Here is a 14,884-nt window from a genome sequence, read left to right as displayed (position 1 = left end):
CGGATACGAGATTAATCCGGAGTTCTCTCTAAACTGTTTCGATAGACAAAAACCATTCCGGGTTATCAGAGGGGGCGACAGGGTGGTGGCCACGCCAGGAGAAGGTGATGATCCGTAGCACGAAGCGAAGGATTTAAAGATGAGTCATGCGCCATAACTTTATCCCATCGCCCCGCAAGCCGTGCTGTTTCACTGCATTGAAGCCACAACTTCGCGATACTGACATCCCGGCCACGTGTGGCGCCGTCGAGATGTGTCAGGACGGCGTGGGGCGTCCACACGACACGCCAGCCAGCCGCACCTGCACGCAGACAAAGATCAATATCGTTACATGTGACCCGAAACTCTTCATCGAGCCCGCCGACGCAGTTATACACTTCCCGTCTGATCAGAAGGCAGGCGCCCGTAACTGCCAGCAGATCACGCTGCCAGGCAAGCTGACCAAGATATCCCGGATCACCGGGTGAAGAGCCTCGCAGGATATGTGTTGCGCCATCTTCAGACAGAACGACGCCGCCATGTTGCAGAGTACCATCTGCATAAAGCAATTTTGCACCAACAACCCCGACATCAGGTCGCATTATCTGACGCACCATCTCATCCAGCCAGTCGGGATGGAGGATTTCAACATCATCGTTAAGCAGCAGAACCAGGTCACTCGTCAGATCCCGGACAGCTTCATTATTCAGGCGAGACCAGTTGAACGGACTCCCTGACGACGGGACAGTGACCCGCGAATCTGTTTCGAGCTCCCTGAAAAGATGCAAAGTTTCCGGATTGCAGCTTCCGTTGTCGATGATGACCACATTCAGAGCAGGATAATTCGTGTTCCCGAGCAGACCTGTCATACACGTGCGAAGAAGATCAGGATTATCCCGCGTCGGAATAACGACTGAAACGGTCGGGCACTGCGCAGGCAAGGGATAAAGAACACGGGGCCATACCGCCGCAGCATGCTCTTCTCCGGCAGATTCAGGGAGACGTGCAGTGATCGTTCCTTCCATCAGACATATATCAGGCCGCCAGAAGGCGAGATGCCTGGATGCGATCCGATATCCGGAAGATGACGGCAGACAAGCCGGGGTAAGGCCTGCCCCATATCGCCGATGAAACAGAATATCCGGGAGATGTTGTATCCTGTTTGACAGCAGACCTTCTGCAACAGAGAGCTTCAATGCGTAGTGAATATCTTCGGCTGCCAGCAATCCGCTTTCCCGGGCACATGCGGTTGCTGTGGCAAAACCTCCGAGCTCGTTGATCCGTTTCCGACAAAAAACAGCAAGCTGACCGACTGTGTCGCCGGCAAGAAGCTGATCATCGCTCCAGCCGGGCTTGAGCCTTGAATCCCGCCGCAAGCCGCCAGCATCCAGGGCATCTTCATCCGTATAAACAAGAGCTGTATCCGGGGCATCCACGAGCATCCGGGCAACGCGTAGCAAAGCATCTTTTGCTAACTGATCGCCTGCATTTAAAAAAGCCACATACGCTTCGTGGCTGTCGGAAAACAGCGTTTCCTGAATGCTGCCATGCGTCAGAGAAAGACTGATCTGCTCATGCGTCTCTGCGTAAGTTCTCAGAGACTTTACAATGTGAGGCGGCGTAGCAGCATCAGCGCCTGTATAGATTGTCCAGCCATTATAACTTTGCGCCATAACCGAACGGATCGTGTCTTCCAGAAGATCCGGACGGACATCCGACGTCTCTATCAGCAAGGCGATTTTCGGCCAGGCAGCCCGGTCAGTCGGAAGTGCGGGCTGCGTCAGTTCCCGTTCGATATCGGAAAAGGCATCATAACCGCGTGCCCACAAAGCATACGCCTGGTTATCTCCGGGTGATGCGCTTTCGGGATAAACATCCCCGAAAACTTTAACATCATCGCGCGGCCCGGCGATACGCATCCGCTCCCCATGCAGACGCAAAGAACTGTCAGAAGACATACACTGCCCCACATTCGGCGGCCTGCGCCTGAGACATTACAATCCAGAGCGGGTAGACCCTGCCCACTGCCGGAGCGGTATCGGCTTACATGCTCAGAAAGGACGATCAGAGCGATCTTCTCTAACCGGAAGCAGAATCATGGGAAAGACACCACATAAAAATGTCCCCTGAAACCGGGGTGTTCAGCGGAGTTATCCCGACAGATAAGCATCATTTTCACGCAATGTATCAGCACCCGGGGCACTACGCTGTATGCCAGATCCATAGTTAACGACACATTCACGACCCCTCATAAGTAACGTTTCAATGCTCTGGCGGGTTGACGGACTGTGGCTCCTGATGATGGATGCTCTGACGTCTGGCATTGGCTCGCCATACGTGCCCGATGATCAGCCGTGACAGGATTCGATGGCGCGCACTTCTTCAACTCTCGTACCGACCTGTACAATATGGATTGATGTTGACGATCTCTTCCAATACGCCCAGGCAAACCCGCGCCCCAGCGGGATCCAGAGGCTTGTTTATGAGATTTTAAATGTCATTGAAGCCCGCGCCGCTCTTCGTGCGGATGCACCCCGGATTCGTTTCGTTCGCCGCAGCGCGGATGGTTCGCCTCTTTCAGAAGTAACGCTTGATGACATCGCGGCCTTATTTCAGAAATTATCCGGCACGCGAAAGACGACCGCCGCACGGTCTTCTGTTACATGCGATGTTAACAGAACAGCACCGACAGCTTCCGGTCGAGTCCGCCGTGCTATCAATACCGCCAGGCAGTTCGTAACATCGCGAACGGATGCCTGTGACCGCCCGCTTATACAGCGTCTGCGACACAGTACGATTCGCAGACTGGAAAACATGCCATCCGATATTTCCGGCCCGCTCCTGGCGGTCTGTGTTTCTCAGATCCGCGTGCTGCGTCAGCTCCGGCGCCACTGGAGAGAGCAAAGAGCTGACAGCGTTCCTGAAAACCTGCAGCCACTTTCAGCCACCGATTCTGTGTCGTCGACGGATATTCACCCGCAACAGCAAACTTCTGCGGATATAAATTTCTCGCCACGTGATATTTTTCTTATACTAGGCGCCGCCTGGGCTGACCCGCATTTCGGTGAGCGGCTTCAGGTCATTCGCAAACGCCACGGACTTCGGCCGGTTGTGTTACTGTATGATCTGATCCCTGCCCGACGACCTGAATGGTGCGCCCATTCACTTGTCCGGGATTTTCGTCACTGGCTCGACACCACCCTTCCCCAATGCAGCCACATGCTGGCCATCAGCACCGCGACGGCGCGCGATGTTGCGCGCTACGCCAGCGAAGCAGGTCTGCACCTGGCCGGATCTGTCCGGACGATCCCGCTTGGGACGGGATTTGGTCTTGCCGCGGAAAATACATCCTCCGGGATGGTCGAATCTGGACTCACTGTGGGGCTGCCCAGAGCAGGAACCTATGTGCTGTTCGTTTCCACTCTGGAAGCACGCAAGAATCATGCCCTGCTCTTCCGGGTCTGGCGTCGTCTGATCCAGGAACTGGGACGTGAGAATGTGCCAACTCTGGTTTTCGCCGGTCGTGTCGGCTGGCTTGTTGCCGATCTGATGCAGCAACTCGATAATACTGAATGGCTCGATGGCAAAATCCGACTGCTCAGGGATCCGGGCGATACTGAACTGCGTCAGCTTTACCGGGGCTGCATGTTCACAGTCTTCCCCTCCCTGTTCGAAGGCTGGGGGCTTCCCGTTACCGAGAGCCTGATGCTTGGTCGCCCCTGTATTGCCTCGAACTCGACTTCGATTCCTGAAGCGGGAGGCAAATTTGCGCGATATTTCGATCCGGAAAATACCCGCGACGCGACAGCCGTGATCCGCGAAATCATCACATCACCCGAGACTCTGGCAGAGTGGCGCAAACAGGTTGAAACAAATTTCCCCCGCGTCCCGTGGGAAGACACTGCCGACGCAATCCTGGATGCATGCGCCAGAGCACATGCGCCGGAGGGGTCGCAGAAAAATGCGACGAACGCTGAAGAGCCTGTGACATGAGCCGGACGATCTGGATCGATATCAGCGACCTTCTGCACTACCTCGCCCATCATAACCGCCCGAGCGGCATCCAGCGTGTTGTTTTTGAGCTTGGTCGTGCCCTCGTCACCATAGCTCCGTCGCAGGTCCGCTTCGTGCAGCGCACCGGTGGTCCATATAATTTTGAAACAGTGGACTGGTCTTATCTCTATGCTCTTTTTGCAACGGTAACCGGCGTATCGCCGGGTCAGCGTCAGACTATGTCTGACTCAGCAACCGCTCCGAAAAAGCAGATTGATGCGTTCATCGAACCTCCGGAAACAAATACAACCCTGCCTGCGCTCCTGCGCGCGCAACTGCATGTCCTGCATCAGCTTGTCCGGATGCCGGGCCATATTATTCGCTACCGGCTTCAAAAGGCGGAAATCGAACGATCCGCCCGCATAAGGCGTGAAACGAGGGCTTCGGAAACAGGACTGCCCGTTATGCCGGACAGACGTATCCGTCTTGCGAATGCCGCCCGACCCGGAGATGTCTTTTTCGTACCTGGTTCACCCTGGCATCATGCAGATTATGTTCGCACCGTGCGCTGGCTTCGTGACGATCTGCGTATGGTTTTCGGACTTCTGATTCACGACCTTATCCCCATCCGTCATCCCGAATGGTGTGACCGGGGCGTTATCATGACATTTACACAATGGCATCGCTCGATACTGCCCCTGGCAGACCACGTCTTTGTCACCAGTCAGTCCGTTGCCAGTGATGTCGAGGCTTACGCGAAAGAGGAAGGTATCATCTTCGACAACCCCGTCACGCCTGTGGGGATGGGTTCTACATTCGGCGTCAGAACGTCCGATGAAACGACTAAAAAAATGCCTCTTCTCTTATCGGACGAAAACTCCCCGACAGCTCTGCCTGCGTCCGGAGATTACGTGCTCTTCGTCTCCACACTGGAGGCCCGGAAGAATCACAGTCTGCTCTTTCGGGTCTGGCGCCGCCTTCTGGAAGAACGTCCGGCGGATCAGGTACCTGTCCTGATCTTTGCCGGTCGTGTGGGCTGGCTGGTCTCCGACCTTATGCAGCAGCTTGAAAACGCTGACTGGCTCGGTGGAAAAATCAGACTGATTTCCAACCCCACAGATGATGAACTCGCGGCACTTTATCATGGCTGCCTTTTCACTCTGTTCCCATCCCTGTTCGAAGGATGGGGCCTTCCTGTGACGGAGAGCCTGGCGTTCGGACGTCCATGTATCGCCTCGAACGCCACTTCCATTCCGGAAGCCGGCGGACCGCTTACAAAGTATTTCGACCCGGAAAATGTAGACGAGGCCACGCGTGTTATATGCGCTACCCTGGATGACCCGGAAGAGCTGGCTGCATGGCAGAGAAAAATTGTCGCGGAACATAAGCCCGGATCGTGGGAGCAACCTGCCAGACGGATCATGACAGGCTACGGCCTGTAAAAAGCCGTGTTCAAAACACGCTCTGACAAAAATATTTATGCCAATACAGCCGCTATTGGCAAGGAAGCCTTCAGGCACAGCATGAACATCGTTACGGTATCGGAAATATTACCAGATTCAGCCTTAAAACATAGGGCAGGACTCTTAGCGTAACAGCCATCAGTGCGCAGTATCTGCCGGATAAACTGAATTGCCGAAACGGCTCCCGACCTGCTGTCACACCATTCAGTAAGACTGACTGTGTCTTATCCCTCCAGCGCAGCAACCGCCGTCGCAAAACTTGGCGCCAAAGGAAGTAACGGGGCGAGAGTTGCCTGCCAGGCATGATAAAGATCAGCTTTACCTGCATAAACAACTTCAGAAGCCCGGTTATTCTGATCCAGTTCCTGTCGCCAGCCGCCAAGGTTACGATCAATCATATACATATCGACGTAATCCCAGATAGTGCGATACCATTTTTCGTAGCGGGCATTTCCCGTGCGTTTGAGCAATGCAGCCGCGGCAGTCAGTGCTTCTGCCTGGCACCAGTGCGGTCGCACATGCACGACCGGCTTAAGTGAAAAATCAACCGTATAAAGAATGCCCGGGGCACCGTCCCGCTCCCACCCTGCACGTATCCCCGTCTCAAAAAGCCCGACAGCATCATCAAAAAGCCATGAAGGCGCTTCACCTTCCGTTCGCAGAAGGGCCGCCTCAAGCTTGAGCAGAAGATGAGACCACTCAACAAAATGGCCAGGCGTCATTCCAAAAGGACGCAGATCATCTGTTGGCTTATTTTTATTAAAATTGCGCAGAAGTTTCCAGTTGCGATCGAAATGCTCCGGGAGCGCATAGTCCATCGCTTTAGCATAAGTATGCACAAAACGCTCAACAATGCGCAGGGCGCGATGCCGCCACACCGGGTTATCGGTAACATCCGCGACTGCCATGCAGGCTTCGACGGAATGCATATTGGCATTCGCGCCGCGATAATTTTCCTCGTCGGACCAGTCGCGAGCAAAACTGTCGCGAAAAGCACCTTCTTCGTCACTCCAGAAACGCCGCTCCCAGACTGAAAGAGCTTCATCTAAAAGCGACTGTGCTCCTTCAACGTGAGCAACCACAGCTGACGACGCAGCAAGAGAAATGAACGCATGAAGATAAGCCTGTTTGCGTCTGTCATCATTGTTATCAAGCCTGGCAAACCATCCGCCATATTCAGGATCACGCAGTGGTCCAAGCAGCGAGGTTACACCGTGCAGGGCAAGCGGCAGACAGCCTGGCAGGCCGCGATTACCAGCGACGGAGTACACATGCGTCATACGGGCCGTCAGGATTGTATCCACACCCGCGTCCGGCACCAGATGCCCATGATTGTCCAGAGCAGCAAAACCGTTCCGCACACAGGACAGCCTGGAAAAATCCAGAAGACGGTCCCCTTGCTCAGCGAGCCATCTGCGGTGAGCCCCTGCCCGGATCCAGCACGAGCGCGACAACATCAGTGAAGGAAGCGGCTCACCCATTGATGATCATGCCGCCGTTGACGTGAAGCGTCTGCCCTGTAACGTAGGAGGCATCCGCGCTCGCCAGATAAACATAGGCAGGCCCAACCTCACATGGATCGCCACACCGACCCATCGGCGTATCCTTACCCAGATCGGCCACGGCCTGCAGATCAACAGGCCCCCAGCTTGCCGGTTGCAGGGGTGTCCAGATCGGACCGGGTGCTACGGAATTAACACGAATACCCCTGTCAACGAGCTGGAGCGCCAGAGCCCGGGTGAAGCCTGTTTCCGCACCTTTGGTCGTCGTATAGGCCACAAGGCTTTTATTACCTGCAAAAGCATTGATCGAAGACGTATTTATAATGGCGCTCTTCGGACCCATATGGGGCAACGCAGCACGTGTCAGATAAAAGTATCCGTTAATATTAATATCCATATGACGCTGCCACTCTTCGTCAGATATCTTCGTAAGATCATCACTGACATATTGAACGCTGGCGTTGTTCACGAGAATATCAAGGCCACCCAGGATGTTTACTACCTGATCAACAGCATCCTTGCAGACACGACCGGAAGCCACATTACCGGCAACAGCCACTGCTTTCCGGCCTTCAGCTTCTATCAGGCGCACCGTTTCTTTCGCATCATCGTGCTCTTCCAGATACAGAAAGGCGACATCCGCACCTTCCCGGGCAAAATGAAGTGCTGCCGACCGGCCGATGCCACTATCTCCTCCGCTGATCAGCGCCTTACGACCCGCAAGTTTCCCGCTCCCGCGATAATCGGGTCGTATATGTATTGCAGGAGGCTTCATCAGCCCTTCCACGCCGGGCTGATGCTGCTGTAATTGAGGTGGGATCTGATTTGGCATCGTATACTCCCGCTCTGTCCTGCGTCAGACAGGTAAACCCGTATTCCGGGGATACCCGCGACACACTAACTCAGAAGAAACACACGAAATTACCGTTCGTTCCCCCTGACAAAAGTCAGGGCAGACCAGCAATATCAGAAGCCCATGTCTTTCCATGGATTAGCCAGAGGACGGGCGCCGTAATGGGAAATAACTTCGGACGCCGCCACTGAAGCCAGCCGGCCGCATTCTTCGAGCGTGCGGTTTGATGTCAGACCCGCAAGAAAACCGGCGGCATAGGCATCTCCTGCGCCCGTCGTATCTACGACCTGCGTCGGCACCGGCAACACTATAATCCGCTCACCTCCGCGAATAATGACACTTCCTTTTTCTGAACGGGTCAGCGCCGCGAATTTCGTATCTTCAGCCGCATGACGGGCTGCCGTTTCGAAATTCTCTGTCTGATAAAGCGCACAGATTTCATTTTCATTGGCAAACAGTATGTCAATATGTCCACGCACGAGATCAAGGAATGCCTCGCGGTGCCGGCCGACACAAAACGGATCTGAAAGGCTGAGCGCGACCTGACGACCGGCTTTGTGCGCCAGTGACGCAGCCCGGCGGAATGCCTCCTGCGCGTGGGGCGGATCAAAGAGGTAGCCTTCCAGATAGACCACCGAAGACGCGGCGATAACGTCCGGCATTACGTCATCCGGCGTGAATTCCGTGCAGGCCCCCAGATAGGTATTCATTGTGCGCTGCCCGTCCGGTGTCACAAGAACAACGCAGCACGCTGTGGAAAGATTGGCATTGACCCGCCCGTCCAGCGGAGCGGATGGAAATGTGATTCCGCAACTGCGCAGATCCTGTGCAAAAGCCTGACCGGAGCTGTCTCCTGCGACCTTCCCAAGGTAGGCGACTCTCGCCCCCAGCTGGGCCGCAACAGCACAGGTATTCGCCGCCGAACCGCCCCCCGTGACGCCTTCAACCTGGATCTGTTCCTTCAGAATATCTGCCCGGTCAGCGTCAATCAGTGTCATGCTGCCTGGCACCATACCCTGTTTCGCCAGAAACCCGGGGTCGACCTTCGCAAGGATGTCGGTGATCGCGTTGCCGATCCCGCAGAGGTCGTAGAGAATGGTCATTGTATTTCCCCGCACGTGAAACCCGCGTTTTCTCTATCCGCTATTGTCCTGCCACGTCCATGCCACAATGATGCAGGTATGGATGCACAATCAGTAACGGATACGAAAGAATCCCGCGCTGAAATGCACGGCCTCCCTTGCCGCGACGGTTACGATGCGTATAACCGTGCACTGAATGGGATGGCAGCAAAGTCGTGCGCCCAGCTCCGAAGTGCCTGCTGTGCTCCGGGGCCCTATCAAACCCGGTCGCAATGCGCGGCCCTGAACGAGTGACGGGGTTTTTTCTTGCTGTTCAAGAGACACAAACCTGACGCCTCCAAGTCCGCGCAGACCGGTCGGCCTGCTCCTGCACCTGGCACAGCTTCTGCACCGAAGCCGACTGCTCCGGTGCAGAAACCTGCCGCACAGACGAGCGGACATGGAGCCATTTTTCCAGCCAGAGGCCAGCCTGCGGCTTCGGCGGTGAAGCCGTCCGGCATAACCGATACATCCACACCTGCAAAGGATTCCACAACGATGGGCCGCGCTCCTTTTCCTGCCACTCCTGGCGCTTCCGGTACACCTGGCACTCCGGCTGCCGGCCCGACCCCGCCTGGTATGCCAATGGGTACTGCCCCGGGAGCCACTCCGGGGCAACGTCCGTCAATGATGAACCGCGGCGATGACCGTCGCACACTCGTAGTGGGGCGTGGCATCAGTGTGCAGGGTTCCGTTCAGGATGCTGAGCGTCTCGTTGTAGAAGGCACCGTTGAATCCAGCATGATCAACGCCAAAGAGCTGTCGGTAGCGCCAGGTGGCCTTTTCCGCGGTGGCGTTGAAGTTGAAGATGCCGAGATTGCAGGAACGGTTGACGGCACTCTTACAGTGCGCGGCAGCCTGCTGGTGTCTTCGACCGGGCGGCTTCTTGGTAAAGCAACCTGTAAGCGTCTCCGTGTTGAAGACGGCGGACAGATTAGCGGCCAGCTGGAAATGCTGACAGATGCTCCCAAAGAAACACCCGCAGCCAAACCCGATAATGCAGCCTGACTTCATGCTGCCAGCATGAAACTGCAATGTCTGTTGTCAACTGACACAGTCACAATTTAATAAAGGGGCACATCTGCAAAAAGCTGTGCCCCTTTTATTATAAGTTCATTGTAACGGCATTCTACCAGACGTCTTCAGGCAACACTTTCTCTTCGATCCCGAAGCTTGACGTAAGCCAGAGCTGCGTGCTCAGCACAGTAAGGTTTGCCCGGAAGCGGCGTTGCCCCGCAAAAATGAAAATCTGGCATTCCCGGATCTCCAAGAGGCCAGCAACAGCTTGGTCCCCGACGACGCGGCTCCAGAGCACTCGAAATACTGCGGAAAGCCGAACGCGAAGCAGCCGGTTTAGGAGTAGCAGGGGGCGTTTTAACAACAGCCGGAGATGCGTCAGCCGTTGTGGATTTTGATGAAGCCGGGGGCAAGGATTTCTCGTTTTCCGATGCCGTTTTGACAACGACATCATTCCCTCCACTGCCTGAGACGACTACCGGAGCAGATGCGGTAATCTGATTTTCCGACGTAGTCTGAACAGATGCTGCTTTAGCCGGCCTGACATGGCCAGCCTCCGGAGCCGCAATCACGGCAGGAGTGCCAGCCTTCGTGACCTCATGCTGGCTCGTGCTGCTCTCAGCAACAGCTTTAACCGGTTCGGTAATTTTCACGGTCTGCTGAATCGCTGGTCTGACCTCGCTCTCAGAGGCGACAGATGCCGGTTTTGCTGTAGCGGCCTTAGCAGTCGCGCCCTGACGCCTTATGGGCGACGGACGAGCCGGGAGCCCGAGACGATGCGCTTTACCGACGACAGCATTCTTTGTGATTCCGATCTGTCGTCCGATCTCAGCCGTTGACAATCCCTCCTGCCACAAAGCCTTCAGGCGGGCTATTGTCTCGTCTGTCCACTCCATAAAACGGGCCTCCCTGTAGCGGAACGGTTCATGCCCTTCCGAATTCATCGTTACAGATAGGGGGTTCCTCCCGGAGTCTCAAGAAAGCATCTCCAGAAAACTGGGGACAAATGCTGGATAACCTTATGGATAACGTCGGGAAAACCTGTTCTGTCAGAAATACAAAAAATCAGTCATCCGTTCTGATAAGCTGTACCCGACCATCTTTTACACCGAGCGACTGCCTGCCTTCGCACAGCGCAAGTGCTTCGTTACCAAAAACTTCGCGTCTCCAGCCAGTCAGGATTATGCCATCCGGATCCTGAAAAAGGGCAAATGCATCGAGATCCTCCGATGAGGCCACCAGCTTCGGAGCAACATCATTTTTTTCACACTGGTGAGCAAGAAGAACCTTCAGGAGCGCGACCAGAGCCTGTGGAGGTCTCGGACCATCGGTGCCTTTGCCGCGAGCCGGCTTCGGCAGATCAGCGTCAGGCAGATCGGAGGCAGCCGTCACCGTGGCAAGCAGATCCGCTCCCATCCTGCCTTCTGCAAATCCGCGGGTTACACCACGCACCCTGGCAAGAGCTTCGGCTGTCCGCGGTACGGTTGCCGCAATCTCCAGCAGACTCTCATCTTTCAGCATACGCTGACGCGGAACGTTGGCCGTCTGAGCTTCGATCTCGCGCCAGGCTGCTATCTGTTTCAGTATTCCAAGCATCCGGCGATTACCGGTTCTTGCCTTGAGCTTCTCCCACTGCTTTTCCGGGTTAACTGTCAGTCGCGAAGCATCCGTCAAAGCCTTCTGCTCGGCCTCGGCCCAGCCCACACGATTTTCACGTTTAAGCTGGGCAACAAGCGCCTCATACACGACACGGAGATATGTTACGTCTGCCGCAGCATAAGTGAGTTGAGCGGCGGAAAGCGGACGTATCGACCAGTCTGTAAAGCGATGACTTTTGTCGATCGAAACTCCGGTAAGCGCCCCGACAAGATTATCATAACCAACCTGATCTCCATATCCGGCGACCATGGCGGCAATCTGCGTATCAAAAACCGGGGCAGGCAACCGACCGAAAATATGCAGAAAAATTTCCAGATCCTGCCGCGCTGCGTGGAAGACTTTTACGACAGATTTTTCATCAAACAATACAGTGAGCGGCGTGAGGTCAAAGTCCGGCGCCAGAGCATCAATCAGCACGACCTCTTCTGTTCCCGCAATCTGCACGAGACACAGTTCTGGCCAATAGGTGCGTTCCCGCATAAATTCCGTGTCGACTGTCACGAACGGCTCGACAATGAGGCGAGCCACAATCTCAGCGAGATCATCTGTCGTCGTGATGAGGCGGGGAGTGGGAAAGCTGAATTTTTGAGGCCTGGGCATAGTTCCCCATACACAGCAAAACGAAAAAGCGAAAGCATCGGCGCTTGACGCCCGGGAGAGCCGGATGACACATGCGGCACATTCAACACACGGAACAGAACCATGACACAGCACGATGATGGTACAAAGGCCCTGACGCAGCTTGGCCGTGCAACTGCCATGCCGGCATCACCGGAAGAAGCACGGCTCGAACGGGTGCCCGCACCTCATCAAAGGCGACACTATGTTGTACGGTTTACGGCGCCAGAATTCACTTCACTCTGCCCCGTAACGGGACAACCCGATTTTGCCCATATTGTTATTGACTACATTCCACGCGACTGGATCGTTGAAAGTAAGTCTCTGAAATTATATCTCACCAGTTTTCGCAATCATGGTGCATTTCATGAAGATTGCTCTGTGACGATTGCAGAAACACTTGTCACGCTTCTGGACCCGGAATGGCTACGTATCGGCGCCTACTGGTATCCACGCGGCGGAATGCCGATTGATGTTTTCTGGCAAACGGGTGAGCCACCGGCGACCGTCTGGATCCCGGCACAGGACGTACATGGATATCGGGGACGCGGCTAAACCGATAAAATCTTCATGCACTCAGTTGCTCATGGAGACAACAGGGAACCGACTATGGATCTGACATTCTCTCAGGCACCCATCTGCAAACTTTCTGGCCCAGCTAATAAAAACCCGAATCAGAAATAATAACCTGATCCGGGTTTTCCTGACAATGACAGTTTGTAACAGAGCAGATCTAGTGCCCGACACCAGCATCAATTTCCGCACGAACTGACTGAATTTTCGACATGATACCCTCAAGACGGGATACATCCGATTTATCCGCAGCGTCCCACGCCTCAGTAAGCTCTTCCAGACGAGCAGTGGCAGAATCAATAGAAATTTCCGTCACCGGCACGGCCTCGTCTGCCAGAATCGTGCAACGGGTGGGGGTCATATCAGCGAAACCGGCACCTACGAAATACCGATCCGTGACTGTATCGCCGTCATAAAGGGAGACAGTGCCGCCACGAAGCAGAAGCATCATGGGCGCATGTTCGGGCATAGCAGCGATATCGCCTTCCTCACCCGGCATAACGACCATATCCACATCGCGGGACACCAGAACCTTCTCGGGGCTGATGATTTCGACCTTGATCGGCATTCTAACGGTCCCTTCCGATGTCGGCTATATTACGCCGATTCCTTCATCTTCTCTGCTTTGGCAACAGCTTCCTCGATTGAGCCGACCATATAGAAGGCCCCTTCCGGAAGATCGTCGTATTCACCGGCGATAATAGCTTTGAACGAACGCACAGTATCCTCAAGCGAAACCAGTTTGCCTGGCGCTCCCGTGAAGACTTCAGCAACATGGAATGGCTGAGACAGAAAGCGCTGGATGCGCCGTGCACGCGCCACGATCATCTTATCGTCTTCTGACAGTTCATCCATACCAAGGATGGCAATGATGTCCTGCAAAGATTTATACGTTTGCAGAATACGCTGCACATCGCGGGCTACTTTATAGTGCTCTTCACCAACAATTTTCGGATCGAGCGAACGCGAAGTGGAGTCCAGCGGGTCAACGGCCGGGTAGATCCCCATCTCCGCGATGGAACGGTTGAGAACCGTCGTCGCATCAAGATGAGCAAACGTAGCGGCAGGCGCAGGATCCGTCAGATCGTCAGCTGGGACGTAAACGGCCTGCACGGAGGTGATCGACCCCTTCTTTGTCGAAGTAATACGCTCCTGAAGCGCGCCCATCTCCGTTGCCAGCGTCGGCTGGTAACCCACGGCAGAAGGAATACGTCCAAGAAGAGCAGACACTTCCGAGCCGGCCTGCGTAAAGCGGAAAATGTTGTCGACGAAGAACAGGACGTCCTGACCTTCCTCATCGCGGAAATATTCGGCCTGCGTCAGACCGGATAACGCGACACGAGCGCGGGCACCAGGAGGTTCGTTCATCTGACCGAACACCAAGGCCACTTTTGAGCCTTCGGTAGAGCCGTCTTCAGCAACTTTGATTACTCCGGCGTCCTGCATTTCATAATACAGGTCGTTACCTTCGCGCGTGCGCTCACCGACGCCCGCGAAGACCGACACACCACCATGCGCTTTCGCGATGTTGTTGATCAGTTCCTGAATAATAACAGTCTTGCCGACGCCGGCACCGCCGAACAGGCCGATCTTGCCGCCCTTCAGGTAGGGGCAGAGAAGATCAACGACCTTAATTCCGGTGACAAGGATCTCGGAGGCTGCAGCCTGCTCTTCGAAGGAAGGGGCCTCACGATGAATCGGCGCCCGCCGGGTCGTGCGAATCGGGCCTTTTTCATCGATAGCATCACCGATGACGTTCATGATGCGACCGAGAACCTCAGGTCCCACGGGGACAGAAATCTGTGCGCCGGTGTCGATAACTTCTTCACCACGGACAAGACCGTCTGTCGTGTCCATGGCAATGCAGCGCACTTCGTGCTCCCCAATTTCCTGTGCGACTTCAAGCACAAGAGTGGAGTTGCCTAGCTTCACGTGCAATGCACCGAGAATTTTCGGCAGCGTGCCTTCAAACTGGACGTCAACAACGGCGCCGCGGATCTGAGTGACCCGGCCGACGTTGTTCGAGGAACCCGAGGCTGAAGTCTGGGCCGGGGTCTGGGTGGTGGTATCCGACATGGGATCAGCTCCTGCGGGCAAAACGGTCTG

General features: G+C 55.2%; 12 protein-coding genes. 4 read left to right on the top strand and 8 right to left on the bottom strand.

The window, feature by feature from the left end:
• Window positions 1-65: 65 nt before the first annotated feature.
• Window positions 66-1,937 (bottom strand): glycosyltransferase family 2 protein, encoded by a 1,872-nt coding sequence (locus GOB90_RS08965; protein WP_146886355.1) that lies wholly within the window; start codon window positions 1,935-1,937, stop codon window positions 66-68.
• A gap of 409 nt (window positions 1,938-2,346) precedes the next feature.
• Between GOB90_RS08965 and GOB90_RS08960 the strand changes: the two genes are divergently transcribed.
• Window positions 2,347-3,972 carry a glycosyltransferase family 4 protein gene (locus GOB90_RS08960; RefSeq protein WP_146886353.1) on the top strand — a complete coding sequence of 542 codons (1,626 nt, stop codon included), beginning with the start codon at window positions 2,347-2,349 and terminating at the stop codon, window positions 3,970-3,972.
• The gene (locus tag GOB90_RS08955) at window positions 3,969-5,414 is read left to right on the top strand and encodes a glycosyltransferase family 4 protein (RefSeq protein ID WP_146886350.1); all 1,446 of its coding nucleotides are present in this window, start codon (window positions 3,969-3,971) and stop codon (window positions 5,412-5,414) included. The genes GOB90_RS08960 and GOB90_RS08955 overlap by 4 nt, the downstream gene beginning before the upstream one ends.
• Window positions 5,415-5,659: 245 nt before the next feature.
• Here GOB90_RS08955 and GOB90_RS08950 read toward each other — a convergent pair whose 3' ends face one another.
• The 3 genes from GOB90_RS08950 to GOB90_RS08940 all read right to left on the bottom strand — a co-directional run bounded on the left by GOB90_RS08950 (window position 5,660) and on the right by GOB90_RS08940 (window position 8,893).
• Window positions 5,660-6,916 (bottom strand): AGE family epimerase/isomerase, encoded by a 1,257-nt coding sequence (locus tag GOB90_RS08950; protein ID WP_146886348.1) that lies wholly within the window; start codon window positions 6,914-6,916, stop codon window positions 5,660-5,662.
• Window positions 6,909-7,769, bottom strand: a complete 861-nt coding sequence (locus GOB90_RS08945) for an SDR family oxidoreductase (protein ID WP_146886346.1) — start codon at window positions 7,767-7,769, stop codon at window positions 6,909-6,911. Before GOB90_RS08945 ends, GOB90_RS08950 begins: the two co-directional genes overlap by 8 nt.
• 134 nt (window positions 7,770-7,903) lie before the next feature.
• Entirely contained in the window at window positions 7,904-8,893 is a 990-nt protein-coding gene (locus tag GOB90_RS08940; RefSeq protein WP_146886344.1) for an adenosine kinase, read from the bottom strand.
• Between the two features lie 288 nt (window positions 8,894-9,181).
• Between GOB90_RS08940 and GOB90_RS08935 the strand changes: the two genes are divergently transcribed.
• Window positions 9,182-9,919, top strand: a complete 738-nt coding sequence (locus GOB90_RS08935) for a bactofilin family protein (protein WP_242011919.1) — start codon at window positions 9,182-9,184, stop codon at window positions 9,917-9,919.
• Window positions 9,920-10,053: 134 nt separating this feature from the next.
• Here the strand turns inward: GOB90_RS08935 and GOB90_RS08930 are convergent, their stop codons facing one another.
• Complete coding sequence (locus GOB90_RS08930) at window positions 10,054-10,824, bottom strand: GcrA family cell cycle regulator (RefSeq protein ID WP_146886340.1); 771 nt, start codon at window positions 10,822-10,824, stop codon at window positions 10,054-10,056.
• Window positions 10,825-10,993: 169 nt separating this feature from the next.
• Window positions 10,994-12,187: a ribonuclease D gene (rnd, locus tag GOB90_RS08925; protein WP_146886338.1), complete on the bottom strand. Its 1,194-nt coding sequence runs from the start codon at window positions 12,185-12,187 to the stop codon at window positions 10,994-10,996.
• Window positions 12,188-12,289: 102 nt separating this feature from the next.
• On the opposite strand from rnd, the gene queF reads away from it, so the two are divergent.
• Window positions 12,290-12,760, top strand: a complete 471-nt coding sequence (queF, locus tag GOB90_RS08920) for a preQ(1) synthase (protein ID WP_146886336.1) — start codon at window positions 12,290-12,292, stop codon at window positions 12,758-12,760.
• Between the two features lie 178 nt (window positions 12,761-12,938).
• Here the strand turns inward: queF and atpC are convergent, their stop codons facing one another.
• Complete coding sequence (gene atpC, locus GOB90_RS08915) at window positions 12,939-13,346, bottom strand: ATP synthase F1 subunit epsilon (RefSeq protein WP_146886334.1); 408 nt, start codon at window positions 13,344-13,346, stop codon at window positions 12,939-12,941.
• A gap of 29 nt (window positions 13,347-13,375) precedes the next feature.
• Window positions 13,376-14,854 carry a F0F1 ATP synthase subunit beta gene (atpD, locus tag GOB90_RS08910; RefSeq protein WP_146886332.1) on the bottom strand — a complete coding sequence of 493 codons (1,479 nt, stop codon included), beginning with the start codon at window positions 14,852-14,854 and terminating at the stop codon, window positions 13,376-13,378.
• Window positions 14,855-14,884 lie beyond the last annotated feature (30 nt).

It is taken from the genome of Acetobacter oeni, assembly GCF_011516825.1.
Taxonomy (GTDB): domain Bacteria; phylum Pseudomonadota; class Alphaproteobacteria; order Acetobacterales; family Acetobacteraceae; genus Acetobacter; species Acetobacter oeni.
This window is presented reverse-complemented; position numbering and strand designations above follow the sequence as displayed.